Raw genomic sequence first — 18,055 nt, 5'->3', positions numbered from 1 at the left:
CGGGCGACGGCGTGCTCGCGCGTGAAGCCGGGGCGGTTGCAGGTGCGGCGTGCTGCAATTGCCATCGACGACGGCTTCGCGATGCAACCGCTCAACACGCGCGTGATGTGCGTGACGCGATGTGCGCCAGCAACGGGCGCGCGTGGTCGTCAGTCGCTATCCGAAACGGGCGCGTGACGGGTTCGATGTCCTGAAGGCCATGCGGATCGACTGCATCCGCCGTCGACCGACGTCGCAGAACCGCGCCGCACACCCGCATTTACGCGCACATCCGGCCGGACGCAATGTGGATGCAGCGCGCCGAATGCCGCGCGCGGACCTGAGCATGCCCAAGCGCGCCGACGCGCAAATGTCCGAACACGACCGATGCGCACTGCTATCATTCGCGCCATGCCGCGCCATGTGTCATGTGCGCGGCGGCCGGCGGCGAGGAGGTCGCCGCCGGCGGTCCGTCGCGGATCCGGACGCGGCCCCGCGCCGTGTTGCGTGGCGGTGCCAAGCGGCTTTCGACGGTTGCTTGCCTTCGGCATACTGCGAAAGTCTTGCGGGCCCGTAAAACCATTCACGTATCGCAACACAGATTGGCGGAACTTCGTGATAGGTTCGGCCATCGGACGTTTTCTGAATAAAAACATGCCCAAAGAGGATGAATACATGACTCAGGCTCTGCAGGAACTCGAAGCACAACTTCGGGACCTGAACATCAAGCTGTCGGAAGCCAAGCAGAAGGAAAAGCAGGCCGCGCTCGCGGCATTCAAGGAACAAGTCGAACTGTTGGGTATCTCGCAGCAGGAAGTGCTGAGCGCCCTCGGCTACATCGTCCAGCGAAAACGCAAGGCGCCTGCCAAGTATTACGATCCAACGACCGGCCGTTCATGGTCGGGCCGCGGCCCCCGGCCCAAATGGCTCGAAGGCAAGGATCTCGATTCGCTGCTCGTCGAACGTGCGGCGAAGACGTGGTGGCCCGGAGACGATCAGGGCTGACAGATATCGCGACGGCACCGGCCGGTGCCGTTCGCCCGCGGCGGCTGTCACGCAGCGCCCGCTTCGTTCGCTTCGTTCTCCCGGTGTGCTGCCTGATTGGGGGATCGCCGGCTTCAAGTTCTTTCGAATTCATTACCGTGCGGCGTACGTATTCGTCTGCGCAGGCGCGCGGCGCTTTCCGCCTGCGCTCGTTTGCGGGCCCGTGATGCGCGGGAACAGGCCGTAGAATGTCGCCCGGACAATTCCTGCAGGGCATCATGGCAGCAAACATGAAATCTCCGGCGCTTGGCGACCCGGCGCCGCCGCGCGCGGAGCAGGCCGGGCAGTACGCGTGGAAGGCGCTGGCGGGCTCGGCGCTCGGCTATGCAATGGACGGCTTCGACCTGCTGATCCTCGGCTTCATGCTGCCGGCGATCACGGCCGCGCTGCAGCTGACGCCCGGGCAGGGCGGCGCGCTCGTCACGTGGACGCTGATCGGCGCCGTCGCGGGCGGCATCCTGTTCGGCGCACTCAGCGATCGCCATGGCCGCGTGCGCGTGCTGACCTGGACGATCATGCTGTTCGCGGTTTTCACCGGCCTGTGCGCGTTCGCGCAGGGCTTCCATGATCTGCTCGTGTACCGGACGATCGCGGGCATCGGCCTCGGCGGCGAGTTCGGGATCGGCATGGCGCTCGCGGCCGAAGCGTGGCCGGCGAGCAAGCGCGCACGCGTGTCGTGCTACGTCGCGCTCGGCTGGCAGGCGGGCGTGCTGCTGGCCGCGTTGCTGACGCCGCTGCTGCTGCTTCATATCGGCTGGCGCGGGATGTTCGCGGTCGGCGTGCTGCCTGCGCTGCTCGCGTGGGTGTTGCGCAACCGGCTGCACGAGCCCGAAGTATTCCAGCAGCGCGCGACGCAACCGCGCGCCAACGCGTTCCGGATGCTCGTCGCCGACCCGCGTACCGCGCGCACGAGCGTCGGCATCGCGATCCTTTGCTCGGTCCAGAACTTCGGCTACTACGGGATCATGATCTGGCTGCCGACGTTCCTGTCGAAACAGATGGGCTTCTCGCTGACGAAGTCGGGACTGTGGACCGCGGCCACCGTGATCGGGATGATGATCGGCGTGTGGGTGTTCGGGCAGCTCGCCGATCGCATCGGCCGCAAGCCGACGTTCCTGCTGTACCAGCTCGGCTCGGTCGTGACGGTCGTCGCATATGCGCGGCTGTCGGACCCGACGGCGATGCTGTGGGCCGGCGCGCTGATGGGGATGTTCGTCAACGGGATGGTGGGCGGCTACGGGACGCTGATGTCCGAAGGCTATCCGACGGCCGCGCGCGCGACCGCGCAGAACGTGCTGTGGAATATCGGCCGCGCGGCAGGCGGATTCGGGCCGGTTGCGGTCGGCGCGCTGGCAGCGCACTACTCGTTCCAGACGGCGATTGCGCTGCTCGCCGGCCTCTATGTGCTCGACATGGTCGCGACGCTGTTCCTGATTCCCGAGCTCAAGGGCGTCGAACTCGAGTGATGTCGGGCCGCCGTTGCATGGTACGGGATGCTGCCTGCGCGTAACCGCCGGCCGGCCGCAGCATCGCACAGGAATCTCCGCGCCGGGAGCGCGTGCTGGCAGTCATGAGCCGGCGGGCCGCGCACGTTGGCTGCCGCGTCGAATTTTCGACGCGAGCCCGCGCGGAAACAGGCGGCGGGATCCCGGCACGCTCGACGGTGTCGGCATCGATTCGCACGCGGCCCCAGCGGTGGCATGCGGCGGCGCTTCTACGCGCTTTCATGCATCATGCGATTGCAGCGACCCGTCGAGCAGCAGGGTCGTGCGAATCCTTGCGTCCGCAGCCGATCCGGAGAACCGACCGACATGCATTCGAATCCCTCCCGCCTTCGTCGCGCCCGCCTGCTCGCCGCGCTGACGATCGCCGCCACTGGCGTTGCCGCGCACGCGGCCGACTGGATCGTATCCGGCAACGACGGCAAATACCAGCGCGTCGAAGGGCGCGACACCTTTCTCGCATCGCCGCCGTCCGATACGCTGACGCTGCTCGATGCGAGCGTGTTTCCGCCGAAGGTCGCGCGTCAGGTCGATGTCGAGAACGGCATTCAGGGGCCGCCGCAGGCGGTCGCGATCGCGCCCGATGCGAAGCTCGCGCTGGTCGGCGCGCCGACGCGCTACGACCAGGCCGCGAAGCAGCTCGTATTCGACACGTTCGTGCAGGTCGTCAACCTCGATGCGTCGCCGGCGTCGATCGCGCGCATCGAGCTCGGCACGCACCCGCAGGGAATTGCGATCGACCGCTCGGGCCGGCTTGCGCTGGTCGCGAACGTCGACGGCAGCGTGTCGATCCTGCGGATCGACGGCACGCATGTGACGCTCGACGGCAGCCTGAAGATCGGCAAGAAGCGGCTTGCCGGAATCAGCTTCACGCACGACGGCACGCACGCGCTGGTGTCGCTGCGCGACGAGCAGGGCGTCGCGGTGCTGAACGTCGACGACGGCAACGTGACCGACAGCGGCACGCGGCTCAGCACGGGCGTTGCGCCGTACACGATCGACGTGTCGAGCGACAATCACTGGGCCGTCGTCAGCAATGTCGGGCTCGCGGGGCTGCCGGGCTATGCAGGCACACTCGCCGGCGATGCGGACTCGGTCGCGCTGATCGACGTATCGCGCACGCCGTTTCGCACGGTCCAGTACCTGACGGTTCCGTCGCTGCCGGAAGGCGTCGCGATCTCGCCGGACGGCAAATGGATCGCCGTGCAGGCAATGGACGGATCAAACCTGACGCCGGACAACCCGGGCCGTCACAAGCTCGGCAAGGTCGTGCTGTTCGAGATCCGCAACGGGCGCGCGGTGCAGACGAGCGAAGTACCGGGCGGCGAAGCCGCGCAGGGGATCGTGTTTACCGCCGACAGCCGGCACGTGCTCGTACAGTTCAACGTCGAGCGGCAACTCGCGCTGTATGCGGTGGAAGGGGGCAAGCTGCGCGATACGGGCAAGCGCATCGCGCTGACGGGCGGCCCGTCGTCGTTGCGGACGTCGCCGCGGTAATGTGCGGCGCCCGCTGGCCGCAGCGACTGAGGCGGCACGAGGCCGCCGCGAGCAGTGTCGCGCTCGTGCGCGCGCGACGGCAAATCGATGAGCGGGCCGGCGCGCCGGCGGCGGCAACGAACCGGTGCGTCGCGGGGTGATGCGATGTTTCCGCGCGGCGGGCGGCTGACTCGCCACGTACGCGCGGTCGTTACGGACGCAGCAGGTCGAATCCGCCGAACACGACCACGCCGCTCAGCGCAATCATCGCGACCGAATGCTGGCCGAAGTAAAGAATCGCGGCCGCGAGCCACGTGGTCAGGCAGAAGGCGCCGATGCGGGCCATCGTGAATTCCTCGAAATGCGTAATGAAGGGTAGTGCGCGCGAAGCGGGCGCGTCGCGATGACGGTGCGTGCGCGACGCTTGCACCGCGACTGCGACGGACGGCATCGCATGTCGCGTCCGACCGGGCGTGCGCGAGTGCGGGGAGCCGCGCGGCGTTGCCTGAAGCGGCCGGAACGCAACCGATGGCGTGCCATCGCAGGCCAACTCGCAATATTACCAGCGCCTTCTGCGACTCATTCTGGCCCCGTCGGAAATTCGGCGGCGCAGCGGGCTGGCGGCACGCACACCGGCATGTACGCGCGTCGTGCCGAGACGGTACGCACGCCCATTAAAGTTCGATATGACGAATGCCGTAAACCGGTTGCAAGGTAATTCCGTTCAACCGACTCGAGTCGCACACTCATTACGGACCGACACGATGCAGATCGATCTTTCTTCCGCCGCGCAGACCCCGCTCGCCACCGGCAACGCGACCGCCAGCCCGTCCGCCGCCGGTGGGACGCCGACGGCGTCGTCGGCCGCCTCGTCGCCGACGGGCGGCGCAGCGCCTGCCGATGCCGCGGGCCAGACGCCGGGGGCGGCGGGATCGTCGGGCGAGGATCCCGCGGTCGCGCAGCTGAAGCAGCTGATCGAGCGCTTGCAGAAACAGCTCGCGCAAGTGGAGCAGCAGATGGCGGCCGCCGCGCAGCGCGCGAAGAGCGACCCGGCCGCAGCGGTCGAACAGCAGACGCTCAGCGCCGAAGCCGGCACGATCTCCGCCGCGCTGTCGAGCGCGATCGCGCAGCTCGCGCAGGCGATCCAGAAGTCGGGCGGCTCCACGTCCGGCGGGCTGGTGTCAACGCAGGCCTGACCCGCATCGCAGCGACGCGGCGCAGCGCCCGCTGGCGCGCCGCGTCGCGCACATGACGTTCGCAAGCGCGCGCAATTCCGGGCGCGACGCTGACTGACGGCCACGCAGGGCGTCAGCCACTTCCCGCGGCAGCGCGCATCGACGCAGCGATGCGCGGGTTTCTCGACCGGTTGCCGCGCTGACATTCGCATGACCGGCTCCTGCGCCGCATAAGATTTTCTTTCGGCACGCGCAACATATCGTCGATTGTTGGCGGCCGGCCGTTGGTGGATAGTCCTGCTTCGGCGGGCCGCTGCTGCATCCTCTACGTGGTGCGGCCCGATCTGTTGTCCACACAACCATTCCGGAAAATCGAAGGAACCGTACTCATGCGATTCAACGCGACACGATTCGCCGCGATCCTGTTCGTCGCCGCGTGCGCCGCCGCGCCGACCGGCCGCGCGACCGCCGCCACGCAGGACGACATACATGCCGCCGTGACCCGCCACGTCGCGCCGCTGATGAAGCAGTTCGCGATTCCCGGCATGGCGATCGGCGTCGTCGCCGACGGCAAGCCTTACGTGTTCGACTACGGCGTGATGTCGACGCAAACCGGCAAACCCGTGACCGGCGACACGCTGTTCGAAATCGGTTCCGTCAGCAAGACGCTGACCGCGACGCTCGCGTCGGACGCGCAGGAGAGCGGCGACCTGTCGCTGTCGGATCCGGCCGGCAAGTATCTGCCCGCGCTGACGCGCACGCCGTTCGGCCGCGTGACGCTGCTCGAGCTCGGCACGCACACGCCGGGCGGAATGCCGCTGCAGGTGCCGGACAGCATCCACGACGACGGCGCGCTCCTGGATTATCTGCAGGCGTGGCGGCCTGCGTACGCGCCGGGCACGCGCCGTACGTATTCGAACGTCGCGATCGGAATGCTCGGCGAACTCACTGCGAAGGCGATGAACCGCGATTTCGCGGCGCTGATGGAGCAGCGTCTGTTTCCCGCACTCGGGATGACGCACACGTACATCAACGTGCCGCCGGCGCGCGAGGCCGACTATGCACAGGGCTATACGAAGGACGGCAAGCCGATCCGGATGGCGGGCGGCATGCTGTGGCAGCCGGCCTACGGCGTCAGGACGACGGCGGCCGACCTGCTGCGCTTCGTGCAGGCGAACATGGGACTCGTGGAAACCGCGCCGCGACTGCAGCGCGCGGTGGAGCGCACACATACCGGCTATTTCCGTGCGGGCCCGCTCACGCAGGATCTGATCTGGGAACAGTATCCGTATCCGGTCGCGCTCGCGACGCTGCTCGAAGGCAACGCGCCGACGATGCTGTTCGATGCGACACCCGCGACCGCACTGAAGCCGCCGCTTGCGCCGCGACCGGATACGTGGATCAACAAGACCGGTTCGACCAACGGCTTCAGCACTTATGTCGCGTTCGTTCCCGCGAAGCGGCTCGCGATCGTAATGCTCGCGAACCGCAGCTTCCCGATCGAGGATCGTGTGAAAACCGCGTACCGGATAGTCGAGTCGCTGGGCGGCAACCCGTAACGTGCGGTGCGGCCGATGATGCGGAATCGTTTCATCTGCGGCCCGCGCATTGGCGCAGTGCGATCCATATCCCCGTCGAGTCCGGATCGAGGCGGTGGGCGTCGCACTACCGAGCGCTTTCCCCCGAGGCTCTTGTCCGGTTGAATGAATCGCGACCACACTCACATAGTTGTGTGTGCAACGAATTCAATATTTTGATGCCGCGGAAAACACCTCCTTCGCGAAATCGTTGTTGGTCCGCGATCACGAAGCGACGCCCCGATTTCATCGGCGGCGTTGCCGGACGCGCATGCCGCTTGAACTGTCCCCGCGCACGCGGTCGCAGATGGGCGGCTCACTTCATCGATTAGACCGGAAAGGACTCAACTGTGTCGAATTCCGTCTTGGACAGACTTAACCCGCATGCCTAGACTGAGCTCGTTTTCCGTTACTCGCTGGAGAAAATCATGAGTCTCAAAGGCAAGCTGCCCGCAGAAAAGATCCTTGGCTTCGGTACCGCACCGCTCGGCAACATGTTCCGCAACATCCCCGATGCGGAAGCGGCGGCCACCGTCGAGGCCGCATGGCAGCAGGGCATCCGCTATTTCGATTCCGCGCCGTTCTACGGCGCCGGTCTTGCCGAAATGCGGCTGGGCGATGCACTCGCGCACCATTCGCGTGACGAATACGTGCTGAGCACGAAGGTCGGCCGGGTGATCCTCGACGAAGTCGAAGACGTATCGGCGCGCGATCTCGGCGAGAAGGGCGGCCTGTTCGAACACGGCCGGCCCAACCGCATCGTCAACGACTACTCGGCCGACGCGACGCTGCGGTCGATCGAAGACAGCCTGAAGCGGCTGCGCACCGATCGCCTCGACATCGTGTGGGTGCACGACATCGCGCAGGACTTCTACGGCGACGAATGGCTCGCGCAATTCGAGGTCGCGCGCAAGGGCGCGTTCCGTGTGTTGAGCAAGCTGCGCGACGAACGGGTGATCGGCGCGTGGGGTCTCGGCGTGAACCGTGTCGAACCGATCGAGCTGGTGCTCGATCTCGCCGAGCCGCAACCGGACGGCATGCTGCTGGCCGGCCGCTACACGCTGCTCGATCACGAGCGCGCGTTGCAGCGCGTGATGCCGGCGGCGGCCGCGCAGGGCGTCGGGATCGTCGTCGGCGGCCCGTACAGTTCGGGCGTGCTCGCAGGCGGTACGCACTTCGAATACCAGAAGGCGTCGCCGGATATCCTTGCGAAGGTCGACCGGATCAAGACGATCGCCGCGCGCCACGACGTGCCGGTCAAGGCAGCCGCGCTGCAGTTCTCGATGGCGCATCCGGCGACCGCAGCGGTGATTCCCGGCGCAAGCCGTCCGGAGCGGATTGCGGAAGACCACGCGGCGCTGAACGCCGTGATTCCAGCCGACTTTTGGCGCGACATGCGCGAACAGGGGCTCGTCGCGGCGAACGCACCGCTGCCGATCGATCGCTGATCGTCGAAGGTGATGACGTGGCAAATGCAAGGGCAAGCATCGAGCTTCCGGCTTCGGCCAACACGGTCTGGAAATTGATCGGCGGTTTCGGATCGTTGCCCGACTGGCTGTCGTACATTCCGGCGAGCGAGCTCAGCGAAGGCGGCCGCGTACGCAGTCTCGTGAACCCTGACGGCGACGCGATCGTCGAGCGGCTGGTTGCGTTCGACGATGCCGATCGCAGCTATACGTACGCGATCCTCGCGGCGCCGTTCCCGGTCGCGAACTATCGCTCCACGTTGCGCGTGCGCGAAAACGGCCCGAATGCGTCGACGGTCGAGTGGTCGGGCACGTTTACGCCGAACGGCGCGTCCGATGACGACGCGATCAAGCTCTTTCGCGGCATCTACGAAGACGGTCTCGCCGAACTGGCGAAGCGGTTTGCGGCGTGAGTGCGTGATCGCGTGATGAAGTCGCGCGCGCAGTCAGCCAGTGGCGGCGGCTGTGTCGGCATCTGCGGACTTCGTGTTTCGTTATGGGGTCCGTGCGCGACGCGCACCGGACCCGACATTGCCGTGCGTGCGGCGATTATCCGACGGAAGCACGGAGGCATCGGTCGGCCGCACCGGAGCACGGGAGCGCCGGCAAACCGGCAAACCGGCAAACCGACGGCGATGCACGCGTCCCGTTCCACTCGATGGGGTGACGCGTCACCGCAAGAGCCGCGCACAGCGGCCTCCGGCAAGCGGGCGATAACGAACGGTTATACCGGTATCACTTCCTTTCAATTGTCGTGCGGCCGATGACTCCGTATGCTGGCCGATTGCGCGGGTTTTCCGGTGACGGGCATGCGGCCTGTCCGAACAGCGCTGTGCATCTTGTCAGGGCGCGGCGCGTAGCCGCGCACGTTTCGATCGGACGGCGCGGTCCGACGGCAACATGCAGTGAGCCGCGTTGCGCGACGCCAGCCCGATACAAGTCAACACAACGCATAAGCGAACCCGTCATTCGATGGCGTTTGCATCGATTCACCTACAGAGGACACGACGGAAATGACTATCGCAGGCAACCTGCTGATCGGCCAGCGCGCGCGGCGCGGCACGAACGGCGACATATACGCGATCGACGCAGCCAGCGGCGAACGCATGGAACCCGCGTTCGGCGGCGCAAGCGTCGCCGATCTCGACGAAGCATGCGCGCTCGCATGGGCCGCGTTCGACACGTATCGCGAAACGAAGCCGGAAGCGCGCGCGGCGTTCCTCGACACGATTGCGTCAAACATCGTCGCGCTCGGCGACGAACTGGTCGAGCGCTGTGTTGCCGAAACCGGTCTGCCGCGCGCCCGCATCGAGGGCGAGCGCGGCCGCACGGTTGGCCAGCTGCGAATGTTCGCCGACGTGGTGCGCGCCGGCGACTACGTCGAAGCGCGCATCGATCCTGCGCAACCGGCGCGCCAGCCGGCGCCGCGTCCGGATCTGCGCCTGCGTCACATCGGCGTCGGGCCCGTCGCGGTGTTCGGCGCGAGCAACTTTCCGCTCGCGTTTTCGGTGGCGGGCGGCGATACGGCGTCCGCACTCGCGGCCGGCTGCCCGGTGATCGTGAAGGCGCATCCCGCGCATCCGGGCACGTCGGAACTCGTCGGGTCGGCCGTGCAGCAGGCGGTGAACACGTGCGGGATGCCGGAAGGCACGTTCTCGCTGCTGTTCGACAGCGGCCTCGAGATCGGCCAGGGGCTGGTGCGTGATCCGCGCATCAAGGCGGTCGGTTTCACCGGTTCGCGCCACGCGGGCACCGCACTGGTCGCGATCGCGAATGCACGCCCCGAGCCGATTCCGGTGTACGCGGAGATGAGCAGCATCAATCCGGTGCTGCTGTTTCCGAACGCGCTCGCCGCACGCGGCGATGCGATCGCGCAGCAGTTCGTGCAGTCGCTGACGCTCGGCGCCGGCCAGTTCTGCACGAATCCCGGGTTGATCTTCGCGGTGGACGGCCCGGCGCTCGAGCGCTTTACCGCCGCCGCCGCGGAACGGCTCGCGCACGCGCCTGCTGCGACGATGCTCACGCCGGGCATTCACCGCGCGTTCGAGCGGTCGGTGGACGCATTCGCACAGCATCCGGAGGTGCGCACGGTCGCACGCACGCATGCGCCGACCGCCGCGAACCAGGGGCACGGCGCATTGTTCTCGACGAGCGCGGACGCGTTCCGCAAAGCGAAGGCGCTGCACGAGGAAGTGTTCGGCGCCGCATCGCTGATCGTCCGGTGTCCGGATCTGAACACGATGCTCGAACTGATCGAGTCGCTGGAAGGGCAGTTGACGGCGGCGCTTCATATCGATGAAGCCGATTACGCCGCAGCGCGTGCGTTCCTGCCGGCGCTGGAGCGGCGCGCGGGCCGCGTGCTCGTCAACGGTTTCGGCACCGGCGTCGAGGTCGCGCATGCGATGGTGCACGGCGGCCCGTATCCGTCCACCGCGGACGGGCGCTCGACGTCGGTCGGCACGCTCGCAATCCGCCGCTTCCTGCGGCCGGTGTGCTACCAGGACATGCCGGATGCGCTGCTGCCCGATGCGCTGAAAGCGTCGAATCCGCTGGCGATCAACCGGCTGCTCGACGGGAAAGTGACCCTCGCGGAGTAACGCAGGTAGGGGATGCCGGCATCGGCGAATGCGCATGTGCATGTCGTTGCGTGCGCATCGATGCCGGCCGATCGATTTCAGCCGCGTCTGCCGCGAGCGCGCGCGTCGTCCGTCAATCGTCGATCACGCCGGTTCGGCGAGCGTGCTTTCGTGCGGGGACCACGGCGACACGGCGCGCTGCACCGTGTGCCGCAGGCGGCGCCTGCCGTGGTCGACGCAACGTCCCCGCTGCGCGACGCGAACTGCCTCATTCGACCGTTGCGACCGCTTCCCCGCCCGTCAGAATTTCGCGAAACACCCCGACCAGCGGCCGCAGATTGACCTTGTGCCAGGCCGCCCATAACGGCGTGCGATAACTGAACCACGGCAACTCGCGCACCACGACGCCTCCCGGCACCTGCTGACGCAGACTCTGCTGGATCATCGTCAGGCCGAGCCCGGCGGCGACGAGGCCGAGCGCCGCGAGCGGCTCGCTCGCCTCGACGGAGATGTCCGGCGAGAAGCCGGCCTTCGCGCACGCGGCGACGAACGCGCCGTGGCGCGGCGCGCTTTCCTGTTGCGCGACGCCGATCCAGGGTTGCGTGGCGAGATCGTCGGCCGTGAGCGACTTCTTCTTCGCGAGCGGATGTTCTTCGGGAAGCGCGAGCAACATCGGATCGTTCAGCACGCGCATCGATTCGAGCTCGGGATCGTCGGGCGCGGGCGGCTCGGTGACGAGCGCGATGTCGAGGCTGCGCTCGCGCAATCCTTCGAGCTGTGCGGAGGACGTGTAGTTGTACAGCGCGATGTGGACGGCCGGGCGGTCCGCACGCAGCGCCTTCAGCGCACGCGGCAGCACGCCCGAGTGCGTGGCCGTTTCGACGTAGCCGATGCAGAGTCCGCCTTCGTCGCCACGGCCGAGCCGGCGCGCGAGCGATTCGAGCCGGTTCGCGTGGCGCAGGAACGCCTGTGCTTCGCTGAGGAACGTGCGGCCGTCGCGCGTCAGGCGAATGCGTTGCTGGCTGCGTTCGAACAGCGTCAGGCCAAGCTTGTCCTCGAGCTGCGCGATTTGCCTGCTGAGCGGCGACTGCGAGATATGCAGGCGTTCCGCAGCGCGCCCGACGTGTTCCTCTTCCGCGACTGCGATGAAGTATTGAAGCTGGCGGATGTCGAGCATGTAAGACCTTTGAATACTCAAGTATGCCTAATTATGTCCGCGCGGGGCGTCGACTTCAACCGGCCGGCGTGCACGGGACGGAACCGCGATGCCTGCGGCGCGCCTGGACGCGAAACGAACGCTTCCGATACCGGCACACCCGCGCACGAGCGAACCCATCGTCATGCTCGATCGCGGACTCGCCCGAGCAACTCGCGTCGAAGGCGTTCACGATGCGGGCGAACGTGAGGGCGAAACTGCCGCGTCCGGTGGCATTCTCGCCGGTCAGGTAGCGAGCCGCGGGCTCTGCAGCGTCTCGACGAGCATGCGCGCGCCAGGCGTCAGGTGCGCGAACGCGCGGGCCACCACGCCGAACGGCTCGTCGAGCGTCGGGATCGCGACCGGCAGGCACGCGACGAGACCGAACCGTTCGCCAAATTCCGCGACTTCGCGCGGAATCACCGCGACGAGTTCCGGGTTTTCCTGCAGGAGTGTCAGCGTCGCGAACGTCGACGCCGTTTCGATCGGATAGCGCGGCACGTCGATGCCGGCATCGGCGAGCGCGCGTTCCAGTGCGAGCCGCATCGGCGTGTTGACCGGATAGGCAACCCACTCGACATCGGCGAGATCGCGCAGCGTCAGCGTGTCGCGCCCGGCGAGCGCATGCGTGCGCGCGGTCACGACCGCAAGCGGCTCGGATTGGAGCGGCACGCAGTCGTAGGCTTCGGGCCGCCGGCCGTTGCCGTTGCGGCAGATCGCGAGATCGATGCGGCCCTCGTCGATCAGCGCGAGCAGGCTCGCGCTCGTGCCTTCGACGATCTCGACCGACAGGTGCGGCTGGCGTCTGCGCAGGTCGGTCAGTGCGCGCGTGAGCAGCGGCACCGCGCCCATGATCACGCCGACGGCGAGGTGACCGCCATGTCCCTGCGTGATTGCGAGCACTTCGGTATGCAGGTGTTCGAGGTCGCTGTAGATGAGGCGCGCGTAGCGCGTGACGCAGCGGCCGAGGTCGTTCGCGACGAGCCCCTTCGGTTGCCGCTCGAACAGCGGCATGCCCAGGATGTCCTCGATCTCGCGCAGCACCTTGGTCGCACCGGGTTGCGAGATCGCGATTTCTTCGGCGGCCTTGTGCAGCGAACCGTGGTTTTCCAGCGCGATCAGCAGCTTCAACTGCTTCAGGCGAAGACGCGACGCGATGTTCGCGAGAGAGGGAACGGCCAGCGGCTTCATGGCAACGACCAAACCGAAAGCGGCGATTATAGCCGTGTTCGGGCTGGCGGCGACCCGGATGACTCATGCGGCGCGGACTCGCGCGTGCGCGGCGAATCCGCGCCGAACGCGTCGCGATGGATGATTCGCGCCGTCGATTCATTTGGGCGACCGGCTCGACGCTCCAGCGGGGCGCAAATCGGGAACAGCGTTCGCCAACCGGTCGCGCTGACACGACATTGATCGGACGATATGAACGAGAACCGTCGAGTGCGCACGTGATTTTCTGACACATGACGCGCGTACCGTGATCGGAAACGGATACCACGCGTCGAGCGAAAAGCCCATGCGGCGACGCCGATGACAACAGGCCGGTGCCGTATCACGGGGGCGTCACATGCTGACGAGAGACTATGTGGAGCGCGAGCTGTCTCACATCGGGAAAATGGTCGCGCTGCTGGAACGCGACGCGCAAGCCGGCAGGGCGGCGATGCCGTATGCGATGCGTGTGAGCCGTCCGAGCTACTGGCGCGAGCGGATCGACGCGTTGCTGACGATTCCCGGCATGCCATGTCATCTGACGAAGCTCTGCCATGCGCTGCTCGCGAAGATCGCCGGGATCGAGTCGCGCAACGGGGCAGCGAAGTAGCGCGGGAGGCTGCTTCGACGCGCTCGCGATCGCGTCGCCCGCGCCAAAGAAAAAGCCACGGAACGATCCGTGGCTTTCGGTCCGGGTATGCGGCCGTTTTGGCCGCATCGTCGCGCGCGCTTACGCGATCGTCTTGGACCAGTTCGCGTACCAGTTGCGGAACAGCGTGTACTGCGCTTCCGCGTAATTGCGCTGTGCGTCGCTCAGCACGTCGGTTTCGTTGAAGTGCAGCGTGTATTCCTTGTCGCCGTTCAGCACCATCAAGTGCTTGTAGAACAGCACCAGATCGCAGCCTTCGTCGAACGACGACAGCACGGCCAGCGCCGCTTCCAGTTCCTTCGCACGCACGCGCGCCACCGCGTCGCCTTGCGCGGCCTTCTTGCACAGGTCGACCAGTTGCAGCACTTCACGCGGCAGCGCGTTGCCGATGCCGGTAATCGCGCCGGCCGCGCCGCAGTTCACGAAGCCATGAAACACTTGCGTGTCGACGCCGGCCATCAGCGTGACGCTGTCGTCCTGCGACGTGATGTTCTCGGCCGCGTAGCGCATGTCGGCCGCACCGCCGAATTCCTTGAAGCCGATCAGGTTCGGGTGCTGACGGCGCAGTTCGAAGAACAGATCGGCGCGGGTCGCGAAGCCGTAGTACGGGCTGTTGTAGATCACGGCCGGCAGGTTCGGCGCCGCGTTCAGGATCGCGGAGAAGTGTGCCTTCTGCGCAGCCGGCGATGCGCCACGCGACAGCACGCGCGGGATCACCATCAGCCCGTGCGCGCCGACCTTCGCCGCATGCGCGGCGTGCGACACGGCCTCCTTCGAGTTGACCGCGCCCGTGCCGACGATCGTCGGCACGCCGGCTTCGACGAGGCGCGCGACGCCTTCCTGACGTTGCGCTTCGGTCAGCAGCGGCCAGTCGCCCATCGAGCCGCAATACACCACCGCGCGCATGCCGAGTGCCACCAGCTCCTTGCCCTTCTTCACCAGCGCGTCGAAATCCGGCTGACGGTCGGCGGTGCACGGCGTCATCAGGGCCGGAATGGTGCCGGTAAAAATGTTGTCGCTCATCTCGTTTCCTCATTCAGATAGGGTCAGCTGCCATTGCCGGCAGCGTGGGCCGCATGCGCGCTCGCCGTCTTGGTCCGCCTCATGCGATTCGGACGGCGGCCGGCCGCCTGCTGTTTGCCTCGGTGCCGAAACGTTGCCTCCGGTTCCGCCCGAGAGTCAGCCAATCGACAAGCGCATTCTAGCCAGTCCGCATATTTTATACAATATAAAATAAAAAGGGCGTGACGACGGGTCGGGTTTCGGGCGCCCGGAAGGGCGCCGGGCGGCCGCGTCGCGGCCTCCGAGCGAGATGTCCGGCGCGTCGCGTCAGGCGACGCGACGGCGCGCACGAACGCGTGACGCGGACGACGGAAGCGCGTTCGCACGCATGGAAGCCACCCGCGATGGTGGCCTTGTCGTGCGCGCCGTGGAACGCGAGCGTCGAATCGACGGCGGTACGCGGGTACGGCGTGCGGCCCATGCGGGTCCCGGCGCGCGCCTTCGGTTGCCTCAAGGCCGGGCGACCAGACGCTGCGCCCACCGCGCTGGGCCGCAGTCCCTCTGCTAATATCGTAGAAAATATGCAATCGCCGCCGCCGCGCCGGCGTCAGCCTTACCGCCTTTCCCCGCCCACACCGCTACATGAACGAGAAACGCCCAGCTCTTGTCTACGCCACGCGCGCCGAGGCCGCAGCGAACGAATTGCGCCGCCGCATCCTGACGGGCGAGTATGTCGACGGCTTCCAGCTTCGCCAGGATGCGCTCGCGACTGAACTCGGCATCAGCCGGATTCCGTTGCGCGAAGCGCTCGTGCAGCTGGAGAGCGAAGGGCTCGTAAAAATTCTGCCGCACAAGGGCGCGATCGTGTCGGAGTTGTCGCCGGAGGACATCACCGAGTTGTTCGAGCTGCGCGCGTTGCTCGAACCCGTGCTGCTGAAAAAATCCATCCCGAAGCTGACCGCCGACGATTTCGCGCGGCTCGACGCGATTCTCGACGAATACAGCGCAGTGCTGCATGCGAGCCAGTCGGGGCGCTGGGGCGAACTGAATACGGAACTGCATCATCTGCTGCTGTCCCGCGCCGAACAACCGAAGACGGCGGCGATCGTCGCATCGCTGCTGCAGCAGACCGACCGCTACACGCGCGTGCAGCTGTCGCTGTCGGAAGCCGCGCGCGACGTGGCCGAATCCGAACATGCCGAACTGGTCGCGCTGTGCCGCAAGGGCGATGCGCGCGCGGCTGCATCGTTGCTCAAGCGGCATATCGAACACGCGGGCAACGAACTGAACGCGTTTCTGCGGGACCGGCGCGTGGGCCGCTGAGCGGGGGCGCGTCTCGAACCACCTTGGCTGCCGCGTGACGGCGGCGTCCAGCCCCGAATTGAAATCGCCTGCGTTGCACCGGCAACGTGTTCGATTGCAGCGCGTCGAATCGCGTACCTACGTTGCGGCTCGCGCCTAGCCGCCGCCGATTCCCTGCAACACCTTCCCCGTGCCGCCGCACACGGTACACGGCTGTCCTTCCACCATTCCGGTACCGCGGCACACGCCGCATACGTCTTCGCCGACGCCGGGCGCATCAGGCGGCCCGTCGTCGCCCGGGTTCAATGGCGAATCCTCACGCTGTCCGTCTTGCGGTTTGCTCGTTTGCATCGCTTGCCTCCATGAGCGTTTCGGCTGTCACGGCGCGCGCATTGTTCGTGCCCGTCGTGGCGGTGCGCGGCCGGCCATGCGCCGGATGCGGATGGATGGAGGGCGACGCGCATCCGCAGCCTGGGCTTGCATTGAGCGGATGAAGGCGTGTAGCGGGGCGCTTCGCAGCGATGTTGTGGTCAGTCGTCAGATAACAAGCAGGATGGAATGAGAGCACCACCAGCTGCGCGTCAACCCTTACTACGGAGCCAGCTCGCATGATCGCTCATTTCCGGAAAACGTTTCTCCGCACTGCGGCCGAATATCGAACCTCATTGCCCGGCACCATGACGAAAACGCACAACGAGAAGGCTTATAGGGTATGCACCAAGTGAGTTAAACGATTAACCGACGTACATTCCGGTCAACACGTCATACAACGTATGACTGCGGTTCGGCGAACGTCGCGCTTGGGCCCACGCGCAAGCCCCCGGACCCGCGATGACATAACGAGCAACCAGCAAGGAGACTGACGATGAAGCACCGATTCACTCGCTCCCGCACCGCATTGGCCGTCGCGCTGATGGCCGGCTTCGCGGTGTCCGCGCACGCCCGCGTGTTCCGCTCGGCGGATGTGCACGGCGACAGCTTTCCGACCAACATGGCGGTCAAGTACATGGGCGACGAACTGTCGAAGCTCACGGGCGGCAAGGATTCGATCAAGGTGTTCGGCAACAGCGCGCTCGGCTCCGAAAAGGACACGGTCGACCAGGTGCGGATTGGTGCGATCGACATGGCGCGCGTGAATGGCGCATCGTTCAACGAGATCGTGCCCGAGTCGCTGATCCCTTCGTTCCCGTTCCTGTTCCGCGACATCGATCACTTCCGCAAGGCGATGTACGGTCCGGCCGGCCAGAAGATTCTCGACGCGTTCGCGGCGAAGGGAATGATCGCGCTGACGTTCTACGAGAGCGGCGCGCGCTCGATCTATGCGAAGCGCCCGGTACGCACGCCGGCCGACATGAAAGGGTTGAAGGTGCGCGTGCAACCGTCCGACCTGATGGTCGACGAGATCAGGGCGATGGGCGGCACGCCGACGCCGATGCCGTTCGCCGAGGTGTACACCGGCCTGAAGACGGGCCTCGTCGATGCAGCGGAAAACAATCTGCCGTCGTACGAGGAGACCAAGCACTTCGAGGTGGCGCCCGACTACTCTGAAACGCAGCACGCGATGACGCCGGAAGTGCTGGTGTTCTCGAAGAAGATCTGGGACACGCTGTCACCGCAGGAGCAGGCGGCGATCAGGAAGGCGGCGGCCGATTCGGTGCCGTACTACCAGAAGCTGTGGACCGCGCGCGAGGCCTCCGCGCAGCAGACGGTGACGAAGGGCGGTGCGAAGATCCTGCCTGCCGCGCAGATCGATCGCGCGGCGTTCGTAAAGGCGATGCAGCCGCTGTGGGCGAAGTACGAAAAGACGCCGCAGATGAAGCAGATCGTCGACGAGATCGAGGCGACCAAGTGACACGACGCACTTCCGTGACTGGCGCCGCGGCCGTCGGCTCGCCGGACGCGG

16 protein-coding genes are annotated in these 18,055 nt (G+C 66.5%); 11 read left to right on the top strand and 5 right to left on the bottom strand.

The genetic code is table 11. From position 1 onward, the window contains the following. Positions 1–654: 654 nt before the first annotated feature. The 3 genes from KDW55_RS24480 to KDW55_RS24470 all read left to right on the top strand — a co-directional run bounded on the left by KDW55_RS24480 (position 655) and on the right by KDW55_RS24470 (position 4,022). Entirely contained in the window at positions 655–984 is a 330-nt protein-coding gene (locus KDW55_RS24480) for an H-NS histone family protein (RefSeq protein ID WP_038571545.1), read from the top strand. A 257-nt stretch (positions 985–1,241) separates the two neighbouring features. Continuing rightward, positions 1,242–2,489 carry an MFS transporter gene (locus KDW55_RS24475; RefSeq protein WP_212161338.1) on the top strand — a complete coding sequence of 416 codons (1,248 nt, stop codon included), beginning with the start codon at positions 1,242–1,244 and terminating at the stop codon, positions 2,487–2,489. 345 nt (positions 2,490–2,834) lie between these two features. Continuing rightward, entirely contained in the window at positions 2,835–4,022 is a 1,188-nt protein-coding gene (locus tag KDW55_RS24470; RefSeq protein ID WP_212161294.1) for a YncE family protein, read from the top strand. 190 nt (positions 4,023–4,212) lie between these two features. Here KDW55_RS24470 and KDW55_RS24465 read toward each other — a convergent pair whose 3' ends face one another. After that, the gene (locus tag KDW55_RS24465; protein ID WP_052110921.1) at positions 4,213–4,452 is read right to left on the bottom strand and encodes a hypothetical protein; all 240 of its coding nucleotides are present in this window, start codon (positions 4,450–4,452) and stop codon (positions 4,213–4,215) included. Between the two features lie 313 nt (positions 4,453–4,765). Between KDW55_RS24465 and KDW55_RS24460 the strand changes: the two genes are divergently transcribed. The 5 genes from KDW55_RS24460 to KDW55_RS24440 all read left to right on the top strand — a co-directional run bounded on the left by KDW55_RS24460 (position 4,766) and on the right by KDW55_RS24440 (position 10,816). Further along, positions 4,766–5,197 carry a hypothetical protein gene (locus KDW55_RS24460; RefSeq protein WP_038571554.1) on the top strand — a complete coding sequence of 144 codons (432 nt, stop codon included), beginning with the start codon at positions 4,766–4,768 and terminating at the stop codon, positions 5,195–5,197. A 368-nt stretch (positions 5,198–5,565) separates the two neighbouring features. Next, entirely contained in the window at positions 5,566–6,735 is a 1,170-nt protein-coding gene (gene ampC, locus KDW55_RS24455; protein WP_069242310.1) for a class C beta-lactamase, read from the top strand. A gap of 446 nt (positions 6,736–7,181) precedes the next feature. Beyond that, the gene (locus tag KDW55_RS24450) at positions 7,182–8,201 is read left to right on the top strand and encodes an aldo/keto reductase (RefSeq protein WP_069242311.1); all 1,020 of its coding nucleotides are present in this window, start codon (positions 7,182–7,184) and stop codon (positions 8,199–8,201) included. A 17-nt stretch (positions 8,202–8,218) separates the two neighbouring features. Then, a complete protein-coding gene (locus tag KDW55_RS24445) occupies positions 8,219–8,632 on the top strand; it encodes an SRPBCC family protein (protein WP_212161293.1) in 414 nt (137 codons plus the stop codon). 600 nt (positions 8,633–9,232) lie between these two features. Next, the gene (locus KDW55_RS24440) at positions 9,233–10,816 is read left to right on the top strand and encodes an aldehyde dehydrogenase (NADP(+)) (RefSeq protein WP_212149638.1); all 1,584 of its coding nucleotides are present in this window, start codon (positions 9,233–9,235) and stop codon (positions 10,814–10,816) included. A 247-nt stretch (positions 10,817–11,063) separates the two neighbouring features. Here KDW55_RS24440 and KDW55_RS24435 read toward each other — a convergent pair whose 3' ends face one another. Together KDW55_RS24435 and KDW55_RS24430 are read right to left on the bottom strand one after the other, a co-directional pair. Further along, a complete protein-coding gene (locus KDW55_RS24435; RefSeq protein ID WP_212161292.1) occupies positions 11,064–11,972 on the bottom strand; it encodes a LysR substrate-binding domain-containing protein in 909 nt (302 codons plus the stop codon). A 264-nt stretch (positions 11,973–12,236) separates the two neighbouring features. Then, positions 12,237–13,181: a LysR family transcriptional regulator gene (locus tag KDW55_RS24430; protein WP_069242313.1), complete on the bottom strand. Its 945-nt coding sequence runs from the start codon at positions 13,179–13,181 to the stop codon at positions 12,237–12,239. Between the two features lie 376 nt (positions 13,182–13,557). Between KDW55_RS24430 and KDW55_RS24425 the strand changes: the two genes are divergently transcribed. Further along, positions 13,558–13,809 carry a hypothetical protein gene (locus tag KDW55_RS24425; RefSeq protein WP_069242314.1) on the top strand — a complete coding sequence of 84 codons (252 nt, stop codon included), beginning with the start codon at positions 13,558–13,560 and terminating at the stop codon, positions 13,807–13,809. Positions 13,810–13,929: 120 nt separating this feature from the next. On the opposite strand, the gene KDW55_RS24420 is transcribed toward KDW55_RS24425, so the two are convergent. Next, a complete protein-coding gene (locus KDW55_RS24420; RefSeq protein WP_038571588.1) occupies positions 13,930–14,871 on the bottom strand; it encodes a dihydrodipicolinate synthase family protein in 942 nt (313 codons plus the stop codon). Between the two features lie 621 nt (positions 14,872–15,492). Between KDW55_RS24420 and KDW55_RS24415 the strand changes: the two genes are divergently transcribed. Further along, complete coding sequence (locus tag KDW55_RS24415) at positions 15,493–16,173, top strand: GntR family transcriptional regulator (RefSeq protein ID WP_038571590.1); 681 nt, start codon at positions 15,493–15,495, stop codon at positions 16,171–16,173. A 135-nt stretch (positions 16,174–16,308) separates the two neighbouring features. Here KDW55_RS24415 and KDW55_RS24410 read toward each other — a convergent pair whose 3' ends face one another. Continuing rightward, entirely contained in the window at positions 16,309–16,503 is a 195-nt protein-coding gene (locus tag KDW55_RS24410; protein WP_038571598.1) for a hypothetical protein, read from the bottom strand. Positions 16,504–17,017: 514 nt separating this feature from the next. Between KDW55_RS24410 and KDW55_RS24405 the strand changes: the two genes are divergently transcribed. After that, on the top strand, positions 17,018–18,004 hold the full coding sequence (locus KDW55_RS24405) for a TRAP transporter substrate-binding protein (protein WP_038571600.1): 987 nt from the start codon (positions 17,018–17,020) through the stop codon (positions 18,002–18,004). The last annotated feature ends 51 nt before the right edge of the window (positions 18,005–18,055 follow it).

The sequence above is a fragment of the Burkholderia sp. AU19243 genome, assembly GCF_018148075.1.
In the GTDB taxonomy this organism is placed as follows: Bacteria; Pseudomonadota; Gammaproteobacteria; order Burkholderiales; family Burkholderiaceae; genus Burkholderia; species Burkholderia latens_A.
The sequence above is the reverse complement of the archived record's forward strand: the minus strand, read 5'-3'. Positions and strand labels throughout refer to the sequence as shown.

What these genes read in the sequence shown, in the direction of transcription:
- KDW55_RS24450 (WP_069242311.1), top strand. Translation starts at nt 7,182, where the DNA reads ATGAGTCTCAAAGGCAAGCTGCCCGCAGAAAAGATCCTTGGCTTCGGT.
- KDW55_RS24425 (WP_069242314.1), top strand. Translation starts at nt 13,558, where the DNA reads ATGCTGACGAGAGACTATGTGGAGCGCGAGCTGTCTCACATCGGGAAA.
- KDW55_RS24480 (WP_038571545.1), top strand. Translation starts at nt 655, where the DNA reads ATGACTCAGGCTCTGCAGGAACTCGAAGCACAACTTCGGGACCTGAAC.
- KDW55_RS24430 (WP_069242313.1), bottom strand. Translation starts at nt 13,181, where the DNA reads ATGAAGCCGCTGGCCGTTCCCTCTCTCGCGAACATCGCGTCGCGTCTT.
- ampC (WP_069242310.1), top strand. Translation starts at nt 5,566, where the DNA reads ATGCGATTCAACGCGACACGATTCGCCGCGATCCTGTTCGTCGCCGCG.
- KDW55_RS24405 (WP_038571600.1), top strand. Translation starts at nt 17,018, where the DNA reads ATGAAGCACCGATTCACTCGCTCCCGCACCGCATTGGCCGTCGCGCTG.
- KDW55_RS24410 (WP_038571598.1), bottom strand. Translation starts at nt 16,503, where the DNA reads ATGCAAACGAGCAAACCGCAAGACGGACAGCGTGAGGATTCGCCATTG.
- KDW55_RS24465 (WP_052110921.1), bottom strand. Translation starts at nt 4,452, where the DNA reads ATGCCGTCCGTCGCAGTCGCGGTGCAAGCGTCGCGCACGCACCGTCAT.
- KDW55_RS24415 (WP_038571590.1), top strand. Translation starts at nt 15,493, where the DNA reads ATGAACGAGAAACGCCCAGCTCTTGTCTACGCCACGCGCGCCGAGGCC.
- KDW55_RS24435 (WP_212161292.1), bottom strand. Translation starts at nt 11,972, where the DNA reads ATGCTCGACATCCGCCAGCTTCAATACTTCATCGCAGTCGCGGAAGAG.
- KDW55_RS24440 (WP_212149638.1), top strand. Translation starts at nt 9,233, where the DNA reads ATGACTATCGCAGGCAACCTGCTGATCGGCCAGCGCGCGCGGCGCGGC.
- KDW55_RS24420 (WP_038571588.1), bottom strand. Translation starts at nt 14,871, where the DNA reads ATGAGCGACAACATTTTTACCGGCACCATTCCGGCCCTGATGACGCCG.
- KDW55_RS24470 (WP_212161294.1), top strand. Translation starts at nt 2,835, where the DNA reads ATGCATTCGAATCCCTCCCGCCTTCGTCGCGCCCGCCTGCTCGCCGCG.
- KDW55_RS24475 (WP_212161338.1), top strand. Translation starts at nt 1,242, where the DNA reads ATGGCAGCAAACATGAAATCTCCGGCGCTTGGCGACCCGGCGCCGCCG.
- KDW55_RS24460 (WP_038571554.1), top strand. Translation starts at nt 4,766, where the DNA reads ATGCAGATCGATCTTTCTTCCGCCGCGCAGACCCCGCTCGCCACCGGC.